The 19173-nt window shown below is 75.8% G+C and carries 16 protein-coding genes and 1 pseudogene; 9 read left to right on the top strand and 8 right to left on the bottom strand.

Features of this window, described 5'->3' with window-relative positions:
- Window positions 1-332: 332 nt before the first annotated feature.
- The 3 genes from AC067J_RS31645 to AC067J_RS31635 all read right to left on the bottom strand — a co-directional run bounded on the left by AC067J_RS31645 (window position 333) and on the right by AC067J_RS31635 (window position 3809).
- Complete coding sequence (locus AC067J_RS31645; protein ID WP_478305019.1) at window positions 333-1580, bottom strand: HRDC domain-containing protein; 1248 nt, start codon at window positions 1578-1580, stop codon at window positions 333-335.
- Window positions 1581-2107: 527 nt separating this feature from the next.
- A complete protein-coding gene (locus AC067J_RS31640; RefSeq protein WP_478305017.1) occupies window positions 2108-2827 on the bottom strand; it encodes a LuxR C-terminal-related transcriptional regulator in 720 nt (239 codons plus the stop codon).
- A 319-nt stretch (window positions 2828-3146) separates the two neighbouring features.
- Window positions 3147-3809 (bottom strand): DUF3000 domain-containing protein, encoded by a 663-nt coding sequence (locus AC067J_RS31635; RefSeq protein WP_478305015.1) that lies wholly within the window; start codon window positions 3807-3809, stop codon window positions 3147-3149.
- Window positions 3810-4056: 247 nt separating this feature from the next.
- Here AC067J_RS31635 and hemE point away from each other — a divergent pair, with 247 nt between their 5' ends.
- Complete coding sequence (gene hemE / locus AC067J_RS31630) at window positions 4057-5070, top strand: uroporphyrinogen decarboxylase (protein WP_478305106.1); 1014 nt, start codon at window positions 4057-4059, stop codon at window positions 5068-5070.
- Window positions 5071-5142: 72 nt separating this feature from the next.
- On the opposite strand, the gene AC067J_RS31625 is transcribed toward hemE, so the two are convergent.
- Both AC067J_RS31625 and AC067J_RS31620 read right to left on the bottom strand, forming a co-directional pair.
- Entirely contained in the window at window positions 5143-6195 is a 1053-nt protein-coding gene (locus AC067J_RS31625; RefSeq protein ID WP_478305013.1) for a DUF4349 domain-containing protein, read from the bottom strand.
- Between the two features lie 234 nt (window positions 6196-6429).
- Complete coding sequence (locus AC067J_RS31620; RefSeq protein ID WP_478305011.1) at window positions 6430-6870, bottom strand: 2-thiouracil desulfurase family protein; 441 nt, start codon at window positions 6868-6870, stop codon at window positions 6430-6432.
- 100 nt (window positions 6871-6970) lie between these two features.
- On the opposite strand from AC067J_RS31620, the gene hemG reads away from it, so the two are divergent.
- Together hemG and hemQ are read left to right on the top strand one after the other, a co-directional pair.
- Window positions 6971-8407, top strand: coding sequence for a protoporphyrinogen oxidase (hemG, locus tag AC067J_RS31615; RefSeq protein ID WP_478305009.1), 1437 nt, complete (start codon window positions 6971-6973; stop codon window positions 8405-8407).
- Window positions 8404-9117, top strand: a complete 714-nt coding sequence (gene hemQ, locus AC067J_RS31610) for a hydrogen peroxide-dependent heme synthase (RefSeq protein WP_478305007.1) — start codon at window positions 8404-8406, stop codon at window positions 9115-9117. The genes hemG and hemQ overlap by 4 nt, the downstream gene beginning before the upstream one ends.
- 87 nt (window positions 9118-9204) lie before the next feature.
- Here the strand turns inward: hemQ and AC067J_RS31605 are convergent, their stop codons facing one another.
- The 3 genes and pseudogenes from AC067J_RS31605 to AC067J_RS31595 form a co-directional block, all read right to left on the bottom strand.
- Window positions 9205-9981, bottom strand: coding sequence for a TIGR04222 domain-containing membrane protein (locus AC067J_RS31605; protein ID WP_478305005.1), 777 nt, complete (start codon window positions 9979-9981; stop codon window positions 9205-9207).
- Window positions 9982-10067: 86 nt separating this feature from the next.
- Window positions 10068-11117 carry a TIGR04222 domain-containing membrane protein gene (locus AC067J_RS31600; protein WP_478305003.1) on the bottom strand — a complete coding sequence of 350 codons (1050 nt, stop codon included), beginning with the start codon at window positions 11115-11117 and terminating at the stop codon, window positions 10068-10070.
- A gap of 231 nt (window positions 11118-11348) precedes the next feature.
- Window positions 11349-12565, bottom strand: a pseudogene (locus tag AC067J_RS31595) (MbnB/TglH/ChrH family RiPP precursor modification enzyme).
- A 457-nt stretch (window positions 12566-13022) separates the two neighbouring features.
- On the opposite strand from AC067J_RS31595, the gene AC067J_RS31590 reads away from it, so the two are divergent.
- The 6 genes from AC067J_RS31590 to AC067J_RS31565 all read left to right on the top strand — a co-directional run bounded on the left by AC067J_RS31590 (window position 13023) and on the right by AC067J_RS31565 (window position 19124).
- Window positions 13023-13943, top strand: a complete 921-nt coding sequence (locus AC067J_RS31590) for an N-acetyltransferase family protein (RefSeq protein ID WP_478305001.1) — start codon at window positions 13023-13025, stop codon at window positions 13941-13943.
- 291 nt (window positions 13944-14234) lie between these two features.
- Window positions 14235-14981, top strand: coding sequence for a hypothetical protein (locus AC067J_RS31585; RefSeq protein ID WP_478304999.1), 747 nt, complete (start codon window positions 14235-14237; stop codon window positions 14979-14981).
- A 176-nt stretch (window positions 14982-15157) separates the two neighbouring features.
- A complete protein-coding gene (locus AC067J_RS31580) occupies window positions 15158-16189 on the top strand; it encodes an MBL fold metallo-hydrolase (RefSeq protein ID WP_478304998.1) in 1032 nt (343 codons plus the stop codon).
- 62 nt (window positions 16190-16251) lie between these two features.
- Window positions 16252-18261, top strand: coding sequence for an ATP-binding protein (locus tag AC067J_RS31575; protein WP_478304997.1), 2010 nt, complete (start codon window positions 16252-16254; stop codon window positions 18259-18261).
- 108 nt (window positions 18262-18369) lie between these two features.
- Window positions 18370-18765: a roadblock/LC7 domain-containing protein gene (locus AC067J_RS31570; protein WP_478305104.1), complete on the top strand. Its 396-nt coding sequence runs from the start codon at window positions 18370-18372 to the stop codon at window positions 18763-18765.
- A complete protein-coding gene (locus AC067J_RS31565; protein ID WP_478304996.1) occupies window positions 18762-19124 on the top strand; it encodes a DUF742 domain-containing protein in 363 nt (120 codons plus the stop codon). Before AC067J_RS31570 ends, AC067J_RS31565 begins: the two co-directional genes overlap by 4 nt.
- Window positions 19125-19173: the final 49 nt, after the last annotated feature.

Genomic DNA, 19173 nt, shown 5'->3' with positions numbered 1-19173 from the left:
CGACGGTCGGCGCTCCGATGCCGCTCGTTCCTCACGGCCTCCTCGCGCTCTCCCTTTCGGCACCGGCGCGCCCCTTCGGCTCGGGGCGGTGTTGTCGCCCGCTCGCCTCCGGGCCGCTTTGATCCGGTGCCGACGGTCGGCGCTCCGATGCCGCTCGTTCCTCACGGCCTCCTCGCGCTCTCCCTTTCGGCACCGGCGCGCCCCTTCGGCTCGGGGCGGTGTTGTCCCCCACTCGCCTCCGCGCCGCTCCGGCCCGGTGCCGAACACGCCGAAGGGGATGCCGTCCCGTCGGGCGGCATCCCCTTTCGTGTGTTCCGGCGGCCCCGGTCCGCTCAGTCCTGCTGTGCGGTGGCGGCCTCCGCGAAGGCGGCGGCCAGCGCGGGCGCCACCAGGTCCACCTGCCACTGGCGGGCGCCCAGGCGGCGCAGCGCGGCGGCGATCTCGGCGGCGCCGGCACCGGCCGGCGGCTCCCAGGCGACCCGGCGGACCAGGTCCGGGGTGATCAGGTTCTCGGCCGGCAGGTTGTGCGCCTCGGCCAGCTCGGTGACGGCGGCCCGCGCCCCGGTCAGCCGGGCGGCGGCGACCGGGTCCTTCTCGGCCCAGGCGCGCGGCGGCGGCGGGCCGTCGTGCGGCGCGGCGGCCGGCGGCAGCTGGTTCTCCGGGACCTCCCGGCCCCGCTGGACTGCGGCCAGCCACTGCTCCAGCTGGCGACGGTGCACGCGCGGCCCGAAGCCCTGGACCGCCTGGAGGGCGGCGATGTTCAGCGGCATGGCCAGCGCGGCGTTGACGATCGCGGCGTCCGAGAGCACCCGGCCCGGCGAGACGTCCCGCTCCTGCGCCATCCGGTCCCGGGCGAGCCAGAGCTCGCGCACCACGACCAGCTGGCGCCGACGGCGCACCTTGTGCAGCTGCGAGGTGCGGCGCCACGGGTCGGTCCGCGGGGCGGGGCGGGGCGCGGAGGCGATCGCGGCGAACTCCTCCAGGGCCCAGTCGAGCTTGCCCTGGGCGTCCAGCTCCCGTTCGAGTGCGTCGCGCAGCTCGACCAGCACCTCGACGTCCAGAGCGGCGTAGCGCAGCCACGGCTCGGGCAGCGGGCGGGTGGACCAGTCGACCGCGGAGTGCTCCTTGGCCAGGCTCAGCCCGAGCACGCTCTCGGTCATCGGTCCGAGTCCGACCCGGGCGAAGCCGGCGATGCGCCCGGCCAGCTCGGTGTCGAACAGTCGCTGGGGTCTCATGCCGACCTCGGCCAGGCAGGGCAGGTCCTGGGTGGCGGCGTGCACCACCCATTCGGTGTCCGCGAGGGCTTCGCCCAGTCCGCTGAGGTCGGGGCAGGCGATCGGGTCGATCAGCGCGGTACCGGCGCCCGCGCGGCGCAGCTGGATGAGGTACGCCCGTTGGCCGTAGCGGTAGCCGGAGGCTCGCTCGGCGTCGACGGCGACCGGTCCCGTTCCCTCGGCGAAGGCGGCGACGGTGGCGGCCAGCGCCCGCTCGTCCGCCACGACCGGAGGGATCCCCTCCTTCGGTTCGAGGAGCGGGACCGGGGCTGCTTCTTCTGGGATGGCTGCTACGGCGTCGGTCACCCACCAAGGGTACGACGGTCCCCGCAGCCGGGAGTGTTGTCGGACTGGTCAGACCGCTCCGGGGGCCCGGTTCCCGGATCTTCGTCCGGTTCCGCCGGCCGCTCGCGGCTCCGCCCCCGGGGGAGTCACCCCCGGGGGCGGAGACGGCGGGCACACGCCCGCCGGAGTCTTGGGGCGCCCGCATCCCGAGCCAGGATGCGCGCCGCCCCGAGCCGTACCGCGCCCGCCCGCCGGGGCCGGTGGGGCCGGCCGCCCGCCGGAGCCGTCCGGCAGGCGCCCGCCCGGACCCCGCAGCACACGCCCGCCTCGCCGACCTCGGCCATGCACCGAACCCGCCCCGAGCCGAAGGGCCGCGCCGGTGCCGAAAGGGAGGAGCGAGGAGGCCCTGAGGAACGAAGGGCATTGGAGCGACGACCGTCGGCACCGGGTCAAGCGGCCCGGAGGCGAGCGGGCGAAGATGGAGCCCGGAGGCGAGCGGGCGACAACACAGAAACGTTCCTCCAGGCCGCCGCGGCGGTCCACCAGGGTCAGTGGATGATGCCGGTCCGCAGCGCGACCGCGACCATCCCGGCCCGGTCGCCGGTGCCCAGCTTGCGGGCGATGCGGGCGAGGTGGCTCTTCACGGTGAGCGCGGAGAGGCCCATCGCGACGCCGATGGCCTTGTTCGACTGGCCCTCGGCGACCAGCCGCAGCACCTCGACCTCGCGGCCGGAGAGCTCGCGGTAGGCGGCCTGCTGCGTTCCCGGAGCACCGGGGGCTCCGGGGGCGCCGCCGGGGGCACCGGCCGCGCCGGGCATGCCCGGCATGCCGGGGCGCCGCATCCGGCCGGCCAGGCCGCCGGCGCCGAGCGGGAGGCCGGGGCGGCCCGGCATGGCGACGTTGGTGCGGGTGCCTGTGACGACGTAGCCCTTCACCCCGCCGGCCAGCGCGCTGCGGACCGCGCCGATGTCGTCGGCGGCGGAGAGCGCGAGGCCGTTGGGCCAGCCCGCGGCGCGGGTCTCGGCCAGGATGGTGAGTCCGGAGCCGTCGGGGAGGTGGACGTCGGCGACGCAGATGTCGCGGGGGGTGGAGACCCGGGGGCGGGCCTCGGCGATCGAGGACACCTCGATCACGTCCCGGACGCCGAGCGCCCAGAGGTGGCGGGTGACGGTGTTTCGGACGCGGGGATCGGCGATGACCACCATGGCGGTGGGCTTGGTCGGCCGGTAGGCGACCACGTTTGCGGGGTGCTCAAGAAGGACCGACACCAGGCCTCCTGCGGGGAGTGGCGGACGGAACCCCGAGGGGGCGGTCGGAGTGTTCCGCGTTCGGAAAGGGTCACAGTCTGCTTCGGCATCATCCGTGCCCGGCTTTAGCGAAAGATCACGATCTAGTGAGTAACAATACGGACAAATCGCGCATGTGACTGATACGACATGCCTGGGATTCGTACAAAATCGATCAGATCGATCGCATAGCGGTCGGTTTCAACCGATTTGTTGACGTGGAGCCGGTCCGAAGTCACACTCCGTCAGCCCTGGGGGTGGTGCGGGGCTCGGCGCGGCCGACCGCCCCGGACGCCACTCGTCAGTGCGAGCGCGGGCGCCGTCGCGCGGGCATCGGGACCACTCCACCGAGTGACGCGACGTCGGAGGCTGACTGCGGGGCCGGGGCGGCGGGCGGCAGCCCGGCGCCGGTGCAGAGCAGGTCCCCCCAGGCCGCGAGGTGCCGTTCGAAGCGGCCGTCGGACGGCGTCCAGGACGCCCGGATCTCGATCTCGGTGCTGGATTCGCGGTCCGCGAGCGCGCCGAAGTACTGCGAGGCGCACCTGGTCACCGTGCCGGAGGGCTCCGCGTAGCCGGCGCCGTGCGCCTGCAGTGCGTCGAGCAGCCAGGCCCAGCCGACCTCGGAGAGCATCGGGTCGCCGGCCATCTCGGGTTCCAGCTCGGCCCGGGTCATGGTGACCACCCGGAAGTCCCCGTTCCAGGACTCCTGGCCGTCCGGGTCGTGCAGCAGCACCAGCCGGCCGTCGGCGAGCTCCTCGCCGTCGACCTCGACGGTGGCGGTCACCGCGAACGCGAACGGAGCCAGCCGGCGCGGCGCCGGGGCGGGGGAGAGGAGGACCTCGGGGCGGAGCCGCGCTCCGGAGAACGCCTCCACGGCGGCCCGGAACTCGCTCGGCGCCGCCTCCCGACCCGTTCCGCCACCTGCTCCGCCACCCTGTGCGGGGTGCCCTCCGACCGCTGCCATGACCCGAAGACTAGGTCGAAAAGCCGGGTAATCGCCGCAACTTCTTTCCGCGCGGCGCGCCGGGAGGGCAATCCGGCCAGATCTTGGAGGAACCGACGAGCCCGGGCGAGGGGGCCGGTCCGGGGCGCGTGCGAAGATTTGGGGCGTGAGCGAGACAACGGCAGACACCACGGCAGCCGCCCAGGCAGGCGCCGCCCCCGGCCAGCAGCCCCCCGCGCGCCGCGGCGCCGCGTACGACTCCGCGTTCCTGCGGGCCTGCCGGCACGAGCCGGTACCGCACACCCCGGTCTGGTTCATGCGCCAGGCCGGCCGCTCGCTGCCCGAGTACCTGAAGGTCCGCGAGGGCATCCCCATGCTGGAGTCCTGCATGCGGCCCGAGCTGGTCAAGGAGATCACCCTCCAGCCGGTGCGCCGGCACAAGGTGGACGCGGCGATCTTCTTCAGCGACATCGTGGTGCCGCTCAAGGCGGTCGGCATCGACGTCGACATCAAGCCCGGCATCGGTCCGGTCATCGCCGACCCGATCCGCAGCTTCGAGGACCTGAAGCGGCTGCGCCCGCTGGAGCCGGACGACGTCCCCTACATCACCGAGGCGATCGGCCTGCTCGTCGACGAGCTGGGCTCCACCCCGCTGATCGGCTTCGCCGGCGCCCCCTACACGCTGGCCAGCTACCTGGTCGAGGGCGGCCCGTCCAAGAACCACGAGAACACCAAGGCCATGATGTACGGCGCGCCCGAGCTGTGGGCCGCCCTGGTCGACCGGCTGGCCGACATCACCTCGGCCTTCCTCAAGGTGCAGATCGAGGCCGGCGCCTCCGCGATCCAGCTCTTCGACTCCTGGGTCGGCTCGCTCGCCCCGGACGACTACCGCCGCTCGGTCATGCCGGCCAGCACCAAGGTCTTCGACGCCGTCGCCGGCTACGGCGTGCCGCGGATCCACTTCGGGGTCGGCACCGGCGAGCTGCTCGGCCTGATGGGCCAGGCCGGCGCGGACGTGGTCGGCGTCGACTGGCGGGTGCCGCTGAACGTCGCCGCCGAGCGGGTCGGCCCGGGCAAGGGCCTCCAGGGCAACCTCGACCCGGCCGTGCTGTTCGCGCCCACCAGGGCCGTCGAGACCAAGGCCCGCGAGGTGCTGCACGCCGCCCAGGCGCTCGGCTCCAGCGGCCACATCTTCAACCTCGGCCACGGCGTGCTGCCCAGCATGGACCCGGACGCGCTCAGCCGCCTCGTCGCCTTCGTCCACGAGGCCAGCGCCCGCTGACGCCCGCGCGGTACGGCGGCGGGCCCTCCACGCGGAGGGCCCGCCGCCGTACCGGCCGCTTTCCGGGCCCCGTCAGTCCTCCTCGCCCGCCGCGGGGGCCGCCGGGCGCTCGGCCGGTACGGCCGGGACCTTCGGGCTCCCGGTGGGAGCGGCGGGCACCGCCGGCTGCTCGTCCGGAACGGCCGGCCCCGCCGGGGCCTGCGCCGCCTCCGCCCGCCGACGGCGGCGCAGCACCCAGAGCACCAGCGCCACCGGCCCGGCCACCAGCAGGAACGGCGCCGCCGCCGCGATCGCGACCGCGATGCCGCGCACGATCGCGGCCAGGACGCCCCAGCCGCCGCCCAGCGCGGAGCCGACCGAGTCCCAGAAGCCGTCCTCGTCCTCCGCGTCGGGCTGGTCCGGGGCGGGAGTGTTCGCCTTCTGCCGCACGTCCAGCGTGATGGTGGACAGCGAGGTCTTCGCCGACAGCTCCTTCAGCTGCTTCTGCAGCGACTCCAGATCCGCCTCGCGGCGGCTCAGCTCGCCCTCCAGGCTGGTGATCTCGCCCAGCGTCTTCGCCTGCGCCATCAGCGCCCGGACCCGGTCCACGCTCGCCTGCTGGGTCTGCACCCGGCTGCCGACGTCCGCGACCTGCTGGGTCAGGTCGTCCGCCTGGCTGCGGCGGGAGAGCACCTCGCCCAGCCCTGCCAGCTGGTCCAGCGTCTGCTGGAACACCGCCGACGGCACCTTCACCGTCAGCTGCCCGCTCTGCGGACCGGGCGGATCCGTGTCGACCGGGCGCTTCCCGTCGCCCCCGTCGCCGGGCTGCGCGCCGTAGCCGCTCACCGTCTCGCTCGCCACGTAGCCGCCCGCGCCGGTCGCCAGCTCGCGGGCCCTCGCCAGCGCGGTGTCCGTCTTCGCCACCCGCACCGACAGCTGCGCGCTGTACGCGATCTGCCGCGCGTCCACCACCGGCACCACGGCGGGCTTCCCGGCGCCCGCCCCGGTGCCCGCCTCGCCGCCCGCCTCCGGAGCCGCCTTCGGCGCGGCGGAGGGCGCGGCCCCCGCCACCCCCGGTGCGGCCGGTGCGGGCGGCGCGGCCGCGTCACCCGCCGCGACCGCGGCCGTGTCCGCCCTGGCGCTCATGTCGCCCCTGCCCCCGGACGCGCTGCACCCGCCCGCCAGTACCGCCGCCACGGCCACCGCCGCCAGCGCCGCCGCTCTCCGCCGTCCTCGTTCCACGATCGAGTCCTCCCCGCGTCCACAGTTCCGGCGCCGCTTCCTTCCGGCACTCGCACCATTCGACGGGCGCGGGCCCGGATCGGACCCGCTCCGGAGGTCGCAGCTCGATCACGGCTCGGCTGCGGAGCGGACAAGGCGTCAGACCGCCTCCACCACGACCCCCGCCCGCCGCAGCAGTGCCGCCGTCACCCCGTCACCCGGCCGCAGCGCCCCGCCGAACGTCCCGTCGTAGACCTGCCCGCAGCCGCAGGACGGGCTGTGGGCCGTCAGCAGCGCCCGGCGCGCCCCGGCCTCCTCGGCGGCGGCCAGTGCCGCCCGCGCCCCCGCCACGAACTCCGCGGTGCGGTCCGCGCCGGTCGCGTCCACCACCCGGGCCCGCCCGTCCAGCACGTCCGCGCCGTCCCCGCCGACGATCTCGGCCGGGGGCCGGGGCGTCGGCAACCCGCCCGCCCCCTCCGGGCAGACCACCACGGCCCGCCCCTCCCCGACCGGCCCGATTGCCGCCTCCGCCGTCTTCGCCCGCCCGTCGTACCGGCACGGCACACCGGCCAGACAGGCGCTCACCAGGATCGGTTCCATGCCGCCGAGCCTAGGGGGAGGTCCAAGGACTCCGAGGCCTCGAAGGGGCAGAAGCGGGCGGATTGAGGCAAAGGTGTAAAGACCTGCAAGACTGCGAGGCATGTCGCAAGCACATGTCGTCGTGATCGGCGGCGGGATCGCGGGGCTGACCGCGGCCGCCGTGCTCAGCGGGGCCGCCGGGGGAGCGGCCCGGGCGCGGGTGACGCTGCTGGAGGCGTCGGAGCGGCTGGGCGGGAAGCTGTGGGGCGGCGAGGTCGGCGGGGTCCGGGTGGACCTCGGGGCCGAGTCGATGCTGGCCCGGCGGCCCGAGGCGGTCGAGCTGGCCCGCGCCGTCGGGCTGGGCGCGGAACTGGAGCCGCCGACCACCGCCAAGGCCGCGATCTGGACCAGGGGCGCGCTGCGGCCGCTGCCCGGCGGACAGGTGATGGGCGTCCCCGGGGACCTCGCCGCACTGGAGGCCTCCGGGGTGCTGAGCGCCGAGGGCCTGGAGCGGGCCCGGCAGGAGGGCCCCGCCGAGGCCGTCACGGACGACGTCGCGATCGGGCGGTACGTCGCCGACCGGCTCGGCCGCGAGGTGGTGGACCGGCTGGTCGAGCCGCTCCTCGGCGGCGTCTACGCCGGGCGCGCCGACGAGATCTCACTGCGGGCCGCCGTCCCCGCCCTGCTGCCGGTCGCCCGCGGCGGCGGCTCGCTGGTCGACGGCGTCCACGCGCTGGCCACCCGGCCGCAGACCGCCGGGACACCCGTCTTCCAGGGCCTGCGCGGCGGACTCGGCACCCTGCCGACGGCGGTCGCCGCGGCCTGCGCCGAAGCCGGCGTCGAGCTGCGCACCCGCACCGCCGTGACCGGGCTGCACCGCACCCCGGACGGCTGGCGGGTGCTGACCGGCGACGGTGCGGAACTGCACGCGACCGCCGTCGTGCTGGCCGTGCCCGCGCCGCCCGCCGCCCGCCTGCTGCGCGCCGACGCGCCGGCCGCGGCCGCCGAGCTGGACGGCGTCGAGTACGCGGGGATGGCGCTGGTCACCCTGGCGTTCCGGCGCTCCGACCTGCCGGAGCCGCCGTCCGGCAGCGGCTTCCTGGTGCCGCCGGTGGACGGCCGCCGGATCAAGGCCTCCACCTTCTCGTCCAACAAGTGGGGCTGGCTGGAGCGCTCCGCCCCGGACGCGTTCGTGCTGCGCACCTCGCTGGGCCGGCTCCGCGAGGAGGAGCCGCTGGAGCTGCCGGACGAGGAACTGGTCGCCCGGTCGCTGGCCGACCTGGGCGAGGCGATCGGCCTGACCGCCCGCCCGTACGACACCGCCGTCACCCGCTGGCGGGCCGGACTGCCGCAGTACCCGGTCGGCCACCTGGACCGGGTGGCCCGGATCCGCGCGGCCGCGGACCGGGTGGGCGCGCTGGCGCTGTGCGGGGCCGCGTACGACGGGGTGGGCATCCCGGCGTGCATCGCGAGTGCCCGGACGGCCGTCGCCGGGCTCGACGGAGTGCTGACCCCGCCGACCGGGGAGAACGTCACCGAGAGGACAATGAGCGCATGACTGAGACCGTTGAGCAGCAGCCGGAGAAGAAGAAGGCACGGGACCTGAACCAGGTCATCCGCTACACCATGTGGTCGGTGTTCAAGCTCAAGGGCGCCCTGCCCGAGGACCGCACCGCGCTGGCCGCCGAGGTGGACGAGCTGTTCGCCCAGCTCGCCGCGAAGGACGTCACGGTGCGCGGCACCTACGACGTCTCCGGTCTCCGTGCGGACGCCGACATCCTGGTCTGGTGGCACGCCGCCGACTCCGACGACCTGCAGGAGGCGTACAACCGCTTCCGCCGCACCGGCCTGGGCCGGGAGCTGGAGCCGGTCTGGTCGAACATGGCGCTGCACCGCCCGGCCGAGTTCAACAAGTCGCACATCCCGGCGTTCCTCGCCGACGAGCGTCCGCGCGACTACGTCTGCGTGTACCCGTTCGTCCGCTCCTACGAGTGGTACCTGCTGCCGGACGCCGAGCGGCGCGCGATGCTCGCCGAGCACGGCCAGATGGCGCGCGGCTACCCGGACGTGCGGGCCAACACGGTCGCCTCGTTCGCGCTGGGCGACTACGAGTGGCTGCTCGCCTTCGAGGCGGACGAGCTGCACCGGATCGTGGACCTGATGCGCGACCTGCGCCCGTCCCGGGCCCGGCTGCACGTCCGCGAGGAGGTGCCGTTCTTCACCGGCCGCCGCAAGCCGGTCAGCGAGCTGCTCAACGGCCTCGTCTGAGGCCGCGACGACGGACGGCCGCCCCGCAGCACCGCCGCGGGGCGGCCGTCGCCGTGCGGGGGGACCGGTGGCCGGCTCGGTGGCGGCTCAGTGGCGGCGCAGCGCCGCGCGGAGGCGGGCGTCGGGGTGGGCGTCGGTGCCGTTCATGGCGACGGCGGTGAACAGTTCGCGCTCGTCGTCGTCGGTGAGGCCGTGCTGGCGCGGCGGGCGGACCTCGCGGAGCACCTCCTGGCCGACCGGCGAGGCCCAGCCGGTGTACGGGTAGACGTCGATCCGGGCCATCAGCAGGGTGCCCGTGGTGAGGACCAGCGGCAGCGAGAACCAGGCCAGCGGCGCCAGCGCGTCACCGTCCACCAGGACACCGGTGGCCAGGGCCGCGGCCAGCAGCGCCAGGGTGAGCAGCAGCGCCTGGCGGACCTGCCGGACCACCAGGACGGTGTGCCGCTGGACGGCCGCCGGGGTGGCCAGCCCGGCCAGCGAGAGCCGGCTGCCGATCTCCAGCACGGTGGGGTGGGCGGCCATCGCCTCCCGCAGGTCGTCGGTGCGGCACTGGCCCTCGGGGCCGACGGTGGCGAGCACCGCGCGTTCCAGCCGGCTGCGGCCGCGCGGGTCGACGACCGTGGTCCAGCCGGTGTGGGCGAGGTGCAGCCGGCCCCGGGAGGCCATCAGGACGAGGGCCAGCTCGACCACCCGGTCCGGGCCGCCGGCCAGGTAGGCCGTCTCGTAGAGCCCGATCCCGACCGCTTCGGGCGGCCGCGGGCCCTCCTGCCCGGCCAGTGCGTCGGCGGTCGCGGTCATCCGGACGAGCCGGATGCAGGAGAGGACCGCAGCGACGCAGGCCGGGAGCAGGAAGAGCAACCACATGGGCTTGTTGTAGACCCGCCGCCGTCGCGGGTGGAACGCATTCCCGAACCGCGATACCGAACTGTGACGTCCGGGGCGGGCCGGATTCAGGAGCCGCAGCCGCCCCCGCCGCAGCTGGAGGAGGAGCCGCAGGAGGAGCCGGAGCTCGATCCGCAGCTCGACGAGGACGACGACCCGCAGCTCGACGAGGAGGACGATCCGCAGCCGCTGCTGCCGCCGCAGCCCGAACCGGAGGGCCCGGAGTCGGAGGAGGAGCCGCACCAGACCGTCGCGCTGCCGCAGGACGAGCCGGACGAGTTGGACGAGGACGAGCCGGTGCCGGAGTAGGCGGCGGACCGGGCGGCCTGGTCGGCCGCCGCGGAGGCGAGCAGCGCCTGCTCCAGCTCCTCGTCGCCCAGGCCCGCGGCGGCCAGGCCGCCGAGCGCGACGGCGCCGAGCAGCGCGGCGTCGGCGGCGTGCAGGACCGGGCGGTCGGAGGGCTTCCACGGCTTGCCGGTGTCCATCAGGGCGAGCTGGCGGCGTCCGGCGGGGGTGATCCGGCCCTTGAGCGGCCAGGTGACCAGCAGCGAGACCAGGCCGAACGCGAGCATGACCAGGGGGAGCCAGAGCGCCGGGTGGTCGTAGCCGGGCTCGTCGGAGTCCAGCACGTAGGCGGCGACGGTGAAGGCCGGCACGGCCGACAGGGCGATCCAGAGGAACCGGCGGGCCACCTTGGCACGGTGCAGCCGGGCGGGGTCGCGGAGCAGGCCGCGCCCGGCCAGCCCGTCGCCGATCTCCTGGACGGCGGCGGAGCGCATCACCGCGCGGCGCAGGGTGCCGATCTCGGCGCTGCGCGACGGGCCGACCGCCTCGACGAGAGCCTGGTCGACGGCGTCGTGCGCCCGGGGGTCGGTGACGGTGACGAGGCCGGCGCGGCTGACGACGGCCCGGCCGTCCTGGTGCATCCGGACGACGGCGGTGTCGAAGACCCGCCCCGGACCGCCGGAGAGGAAGGCGGTGTCCAGCAGCGGCAGGCCGCGGCCGGGCAGGCCCTTGGGGAAGGGCACGCGCTTGGCGGCCTGCTTGGCCTGCGCGGCGTGGAGCGCGGCGCCGAACAGCAGGAGGGCGGGGACGAGGAAGTAGGCGTTGTGCCACATGGGCGGATTCCCCCGGGGACGGTGAGCGTTCTGGTGCCGCTCGTGCTGGGTGCGCGCGGGGCCTGGTGGTCCGGCGCGGGGTTCCGGGTGCGCGGCGTCCGGCGCCCGGTGCGTGACGGGTGGTTCGTGGGGCCGCGGTGCGGCCGTGGTGCGGTGCCGACCGTTCGGTGTCCGGTGGCGCTGCCGGGTGTCGGTGCCGGGTGTCGGCTGCCCGGTGTCGGCTGCCGGGTGTCAGGCCCGGCGGCTCGGCCGCAGGGCGTGGCGCAGGCGGGCGAGCGGACCGGGCGGTCGTTCGGGGGCCGGGTGGAGCCACTGTTCCAGGGCCCTGCGCCGGTCGGCGTCGAGCGGTTCGGCGAGTGGCTCGGCGGGCGGTGCGCCGGGCGGTTCGGCGAGCGCCCACTCGGCGAAGGCGCGGGCGTCGGCGCGGTAGCCGCCGGTCTGCGGGTGCCGGCGGGCGTAGGTGAGGAAGAGCGGTCCGTACTGCGCCCCGAGCAGGCGCGGCAGGGCGGGGGCCACCTTGGCGGCGGTGTCCCGCCGCTTGGCGGCCAGCGCGGCGGACTGGGACCGGACCTGCGCCGGGTCGAAGCCGGGCGGCACCGGGCCGCCGGCCACCAGCGCGGTGAGCAGCCCGGTCTGCCGGGCGGCCAGCCGGGCCCGGGCGTCGTCGGTGCCGGTCACCGCGGGCCACCGCCGTCCAGCACCCGCCGGACGGCGTCGAGTTCGGCGGCCAGTTCGGCGGGCGGCGGGAACGCGGCGTCGCGCTCCAGCAGCACACCGGGCGGCGCGACCCGGGCGCAGAGCTCGGCCAGCACCTCCAGCACCGGCTCGGTGACCGGGTGGGCGTGGGTGTCGTGCCAGACCCCGTCGATCATGGTGCCGCCCGCGACGTGCACGTAGGCGAGCGCCTCCAGTGGCAGGCGGTCCAGTTCGGCGGCCGGGTCGATGCCGAGGTTGACCCGGTTGGTGTGCAGGTTGGCGACGTCGATCAGCAGCCGGACACCGGTCAGCTCGACCAGTTCGGCGAGGAACTGGCCCTCGGTGAGTTCGTCGTCCGGCCACGCGAGCTGGGCGGCGATGTTCTCCAGCGCCAGCGGTACCGGGAGCTGGTCCTGGGCGATCCGGACGTTCTCGGCGATGACGCGCAGGGCGTCGCGCGAGCGCGGCACCGGCAGCAGGTGGCCGGCCTCCAGGCCGCCGGCCCGGACGAACGCGAGGTGCTCGGTGACCAGCGGGGAGCCGAGCGCCCCGGCGGTCTCGGCGAGCCTGGCGAGGCGGGCCGGGTCGGGCCGGTCGGCGCCGCCGAGGCCGAGCGAGACGCCGTGCGGGACCACCGTCAGGCCGCGGGCGAGGAGGACGGTCAGGGACTCGGGCAGGTGGTCGGCGCAGACGTTCTCGGCGACGACCTCGACCCAGTCCAGGCCGGGCTGCCGCTCCACCACGGTGTCGATCTCGCTGCGCCAGCCGAGCCCGACGCCGAGCCGGCCGGCGGTGGCGGTGGCGGTGGCAGTGCCGGTGGCGGCGGTGGTGGCGCCGGCGGTCCCGGTCGTGTCGGCCGCCTCGGCGGTGCCGGTCGTCCCGGCGGTTCCCGTCGTCGTCGCGGGCGCTCGCAGAGCAGGAGAGGTCATCGGTGCGCCCCCTTCTGAGGGCTGGGTGGGGAAGCCGTCGGTCGGCGCGGGCATCGTCGCCAGGGCCGCCGGGCTGTGCTGCTGAGGATGTCCCCAGGTGGTGCGGCTGCCAAGCCTCACCCGGTCATCTCAGAGCATTATTTGAGCTTGGCGGTGCGCCAGTGACGGACTCTAACGTCCTCCGCCGCGCCTCTTCGCAGGTGGGGGCCGCTCCGGGGCCTCCGGGCCCGGAGGATAATCGGCTGCGCACGGGGTGCCGGGCCGCTAGCGTGACGCACCTATGACAACACTGACGATTCGTGACTTCCGCACCGACGACGCCGACGCGGTCGCCGCGGCCCACCGCGCCGGGCGCGACCACCTGGTGACGACCGCCGAGGCCTTCGCCTGGCAGGCCGCCCACCAGCCCGAGGGCGCGCACTACCGCACCTTCGTCGCCGAACTCGACGGCAGGGTGGTCGGCGCGGTCCGCTGCGGTGTGGTCACCGGCACGACCACGAAGGGCATCGGCTACGCCAACGGCAGCGTGCTGCCCGAGTACCGGCGGCGCGGAGCCTTCACCGGCCTGCTGGCCGCCGCCGAGCGGCACCTGGCCGAGCACGGCGTGGTCGAGCTGCACAGCTGGGTGGACGAGGAGGACGGTTCGCGCGCCTTCGCCGAGGCCCGCGGCTTCACCGAGGGCCGGCTGGCCCGCTTCGCCGGCCGCGACCTGGCGCTGCCGCTGCCCGAGGCGCCGCCACTGCCGGCCGGCGTCGAGCTGCGCCCGGCGAGCGACTGGGCGGCCGACCCGTACCCGATCTTCGTGATCGAGGCGGACGCCATCCGGGACGAGCCGGGCGAGGTCGAGATGGACGCCGCCGACTTCGAGGAGTTCCGGAACGGCGACTGGATCCACCCGGGCCACGACCACGAGCTGACCGTCGTGGCCGTGGTCGACGGCGAGCCCGCCGCCTTCAGCGCGGCGCACACGGACGGCGTGGACCGGTACTGGTCGGCGTTCACCGCCTGCCGCCGGGAGTACCGGGGCCGGGGGCTGAGCAAGCTGGCCAAGCTGGAGTCGCTGCGCCGGGCCCGGGAGGCCGGGCTGCTCCGGGCGTACACCTCCAACGACGCGACCAACGCGCCGATGCTGGCGATCAACGCCTGGCTGGGGTACGAGCAGTGCGCCAGTGAGCGGAAGTTCACCAAGAAGCTGGGCTGAACCGTCGGCGGCGGGTCCGGTCCCCGGCGGACCGGGTCCCCGCCCGGGCGCCCGTCGGCCCCGGCCGCCCCGCCGCCCGGTCCGCCCCGCCGCCCGCCCGCCCGTCGGTTCAGCCGCCCGGTCCGCCGGCGGACCGGCCCGGCGTGACCCGGCCGCCGCCGAACGGGTGAAGTCGGCGCACTTCCCACTCCTGGCGCCGGGTCGACTGCAGTGCCGGGAGTTTCCGGTGTTCAACGGGGCATCACCTCAGCGCAGACAGTTCGTGCCCGAGTCGTCCGCGCGAGGGGTGCCATGGAGATCCTGCTGCAGATCCTGGTCGGGTTCTTCCCGGCCGTGATCGGCTTTCTCGCCGCCCGTTCGCTCGCCCGTACCCGCCTCTTCCTCCGCTACGGCTTCCTGCGCGCGCTGCTCGCGCCGTACGGCCGGGTGCAGATCGTCACCCCCAGCATCGAGGTGGCGGAGTTCGCGTACGCCAAGGACGGCTGCCGACTCACCAGCCGGGGGCCGAAGAACGTGCTCTTCATGCCGATGGCCGAGGCCCGGGCGATCGCCGAACTCACCGACCTGCTGCGGAAGATCAACCGGAAGGCGACCATCGAGCTGGTCACCGCCGGCGCCCAGGACCCGCGGATGCCGACCTTCTCGATCGGCGGCCCGGACGTGAACGCCTACTCGGCCACCGTGCTCGCCGGGGACTTCCCGGACTTCCGGCTCGAACACCCCCGGGCGGCCCGGGCCCGCTGGGGCGGCATGGCCTTCGAGGCCCAGTACAACGCCGCCGACGAGCTGGTCCGCGACCACGGCTTCGTCTTCGTCACCCGCACCTCGCGGCACGCCCCCTGCATCGTGCTCTGCGGAGTGTTCGCCTTCGGCTCCGCGATGGCCGTCGAGGCCCTGACCGCCGCCGGCCGGCAGTCGCCGCTGGCCGCGCTCTTCCGCTCGGGGGAGAAAGGATTCGCCGCCGTCGAGGGCCGGGTGATCGGTCTCGACACCGTCGACGTGACCGTCGAGGTCTGCCGGTTCCTCCCGGCGGCCTGAGGTGCCGACAGGTGCCGGGATCCGGCCGGATCCCGCTCCGCGGGGCGGAATGGTCCAGACCGCATCGGTGCAAGGGGGGAGGAAACGGGACAGGGCGGGATGCTCCGTGACAGGAATTGTCTTGAAATGCAGGGGTCTTGCTCCACTCCTGTCACATCATCGGCATAATCGCGCCCATGACGATCAACCGTGCGAACGTGAGCACGATTGCCGATGACCTGTACGTCTGGCTCCCGCCGAAGCGCGGATGGGGGCTCGCCAACTGCGGGCTGCTGGCCTCGCCACGGACGGCGCTCTGGATCGACACGCCCTACGACCCGTCGCTCGCCGCCGAGTTCCTCGCCGAGAGCCGCAAGCGGCTCACCGACGGCACCACCGTCGACCGGGTGATCGTCACGCACGCCAACGGGGACCACCTCTGGGGCGCCGGCGTGCTCCCGGAGGCGGAGATCATCGCCACCCGCGAGGCGCTGGAGCACATCCACTACGAGCCGACGCCCAAGCAGCAGCACGCACTGGTCGCGGGCAGCGACCCGGACTCGCTGCTCGGCGGCTACCTCCGGCGCCACTTCGGGCAGTTCGACTGGTCGCAGACCGAGCCCGTGCAGCCCGACACCGTCTTCCACGGTGAGCTGGAGCTGCGGGTGGGGGAGTACCCGGTGCAGATCACCGGGCTGCCGGCCGCGCACACCGGCGGTGACCTGATCGTCCACCTCCCGCACCAGCGGACGGTGTTCACCGGCGACGTGATCTTCGGCTCGTCCGCCGAGCAGCCCGGCGACCACCCCTCGCACTGGTCCGGGCCGCTGGAGAACATCGTCGCCGCCTGCGAGCGAATCCTGGCCACCGGGGCCGAGATCTTCGTCCCCGGCCACGGCCCGGTGCTCGACCGGACGGGCGTCCGGGAGCACATCGCCTACCTCGGCTACCTGCGCGAGCGCGCGCACGCCCTGCACGCCGCCGGGATCCCCGCACTCGACGCGGCCCGCCGGATCATCGCCGAGCGGCGCTACCCCGAACTCGGCCTGCCCGAGCGGCTGGTGCTCACCATCGGCGCCGAGTACCGGCACCTGGACGGGACGGAGGTGCCGAACGTCCTGGAGGCCATGAGCCAGGTGGCCCTGGTGGCCCGGGAGTTGGACGAGGACACTGATCGGCGCCGGGCCCGGCCGCGGAACGGGACGGGCGGCGCACCCACCCGGGGCTGAGCCGCCGGACACTCCCCCGGGGGCGAGCCCGCCCCTCCGACCGAGGACCTCCGAGGACGTCGATGACGCAGCTCGTGTTGCCGGCCGTGGCGCTGATCGCGGTCGCCGCGCTCGCGGTGGCCGCCGTCCTGGCACGCGCCCGCTCCCGGGCACTGGCCAGGGCCGCCACCGCCGAGTCCGCCGCGGTCCGGGCCGAGGAACGCGCCCGCGCCGCCGGGTCCCGGGCCGAGCTCGGCGAGCAGCGGGCCCGCGAGGCCAGGGCCGAAGCCCGGCGTTCGGCCGACGAGGTCCGGCAGGCCGCGGACCGGGCGCTGGCCGCCGAGGACCGGGCGCACGAGGCGGAGCGCGGCGCCGCGGAGGCCCTCCGCCGTGCCGTCGAGGCCGAACACGCGACGGCCGGGGCCGAGCGTGCCGCGGCCCGGGCCGACCGCGCCGCGACCGAGGCGGGCCGCACCGCGGCCGGGGCCGAACGCACCGCGACGGCCGCCGAGGAACGCGCGGCCGTCGCCGAGCGGCGGACCGCCGCCCTGCTGTCCGAGGTCGGCCACCTCGCCACCGAACGCGTGGCCGCCGCGGCCCTCCGCCTCAGCCACCCCAACGCACCGGTCGCCGGACCGCTCGACCCCGCCGCCGTCGGCCCGGACGCCGTCCAGGTGCTCCAGGCCGTCCTCGACGCCGCGGCCGCCGCCGTGACCGACGAGCGCGAACGGGTCGACGCCGCCGCCCGCTCGGCGATGCGCGGAGCCACCTCCAAGATCCAGACGCTGCTCTACCAGATCCAGAGCCTCGTCCAGCAGCTCCAGCACGACAACGACGACCCCCGGCTGCTGGAGGTCGACTTCCGCAACGAGGTCGCGCTGCGCCGGATCCAGACCGTCGCCGTGCTCTGCGAGGCCTGGCCCGGCCTGGCCCGCACCGACTCGCCGCTCGCCGAGGTGGTGGTCGGCGCCCTCTCCCGGGTGCCCGGGTACGCCCGGATCAAGGTCGCCAACCACCTGCGGGAGAGCCGGCTGGCGGTGGTCGCCCGGGCCGCCGAGCCGCTCGCCATCGCCGTCGCCGAACTGCTCGCCAACGCCACCGCCTACTCGCACCCGGAGACGGACGTCCCGGTCACCGTCCAGCAGGGCGGCCGGGGTGCGCTGGTGATCGTCGACGACAGCGGCATCGGGATGGAGGAGGACCAGCTGCGCCGGGCCCGCCGGCTGCTGTCCGGCCCGCCCGAGGTCCTGCTCACCGAACTCGGCAACCCGCCGAAGACCGGGTTCGCCGTCGTGGGCAAGCTGGCCCGGCAGTACGGCTTCGCCTGCCACATCGAGCCCTCCCCGTACGGCGGCATGCGGACCATCGTGCGGGTCCCGGCCGGGCTGCTGACGGTGGTGGACGAGGAGCAGCCGCTGTCGGTGCTCACCCCGCTGCCGCTGCGGTCCGGCGCCGGGCCGGCCCCGGCACCCACCGTGCAGGCGGTACCGGCGCCGCACACCCGCCGGCCCGGGGGCCGGCCCGGGGCGGACGCGCCGGACGCGCCGGAGCCGCACGCGCCGCCGGCCATCCACGTCGTGCCGCCGGTGCAGCTCGTCCCGGACGACGGCAGCGGGCTGCCGAGCCGCCGCCGGCGCCAGCCGCTGGCCCGGCGCCCGCAGCCGGAGGCACCGGAGGAGCCGGGGGAGCCGGGGGAGCACGGGCCGGCCGGTCCGCCGGTCCGCACGCCCGAGCAGGCCGCCGAGCGCTGGCAGGCGCTCCAGCACGGCACCGGCTCGGGCAGGGCCGCGGTGGCCCTCGCCGCGGTGACGACCGCCGGCCCCGAAGCCGAACCCGAAGCCGGCCCCGAAGCCGGCCCCGAAGCCGAGGCCGGCCGCGAAGCCGGACCCGGACCCGGACCCGGCACGGGGACCGGCACCGACCTTGGCTCGGCCGTCGCCGACGACGACGCCACCGCGGCCACCACAGCCACCACGCCCGACCACCGTCCGTCCCCCGCGGCGACCGGCTCCGCCGGCGCCGACCGGTCGGCCCCGCCCCGCCCCGACGCCGACCACACCGGCGCCGGACCGGCGGGCGCGCCCGGCCGCTAGAACCCCAGCCCCCGAAGGAGCCGAGCCGTGAGCAGCACGCCCAGCCCCACCGCCGCCGCAGACACCACCGCCGCGACCGGTGCGGCCGCGACCACCGCCACCGACGAGATCTCGTGGGTGCTGACCCCGCTGCTGGAGCTGCCGGGCGTCCTGCACGCGGTCATCGCCACCGGCGACGGCCTCGTCGAGGCCGCCTCGGCGGGCCTCGGCCGCGCCTCCGCCGAGCGGGTCGCCGCGATGACCGCCACCGTGCACGCCGCCGCCCGCGCGTTCACCACCGCGTTCACCGACGCCGAGCAGCCCCGGCTGGCCCAGACCGTGGTCGAGTCCGAGCTGGGCTTCGCCGTCGTCGTCCCGGCCGGGGAGAACACCTCGCTCGCGGTCTTCACCACACCCGAGGCCCAACTCGGCAACGTGGCCTACCAGATGCAGGTGCAGGTCGCAGCGCTGGGCCGTGCCCTGGCGAGCCCGGCCAGGCGGCAGGACGCGTCCGCCCGGTCATGACCGCCGTACCCCGCAGGCGGATGGTTCCCGCCTACCTGGCCACCGGCGGACGGGCCCGGCCCGGCACGGCCGGCTTCGAACGGCTCACCGTGCTGTGCGCGGCCGGTGCCGAACCCCCGCCGGAGCTGGCGGAGCTGGGGGCCGAGCACGGCCGGCTCTGGGAACTGCTCCGCCCCGGCGCGCTCACCGTCGTGGAGGCCGCGGCCCACCTGCGGCTGCCGGTCAGCGCCACCGTCTTCCTCGCGGCCGACCTGGTCGAGGCGGGCTGCCTGCGCGCCCGCGCGCCGATCCCCCGCGCCCAGCAGACCGACCGCTCCATCGTCGAGAGGCTCCTCGTTGGACTCCGCACTCTCCGGTGACCCGGCCGCGCCGGGCCGGCCGGACCGGGTGGGCTACCTGCCCGACCGG

This window comes from Kitasatospora sp. NPDC042419 (genome assembly GCF_056437345.1).
This window is presented reverse-complemented; position numbering and strand designations above follow the sequence as displayed.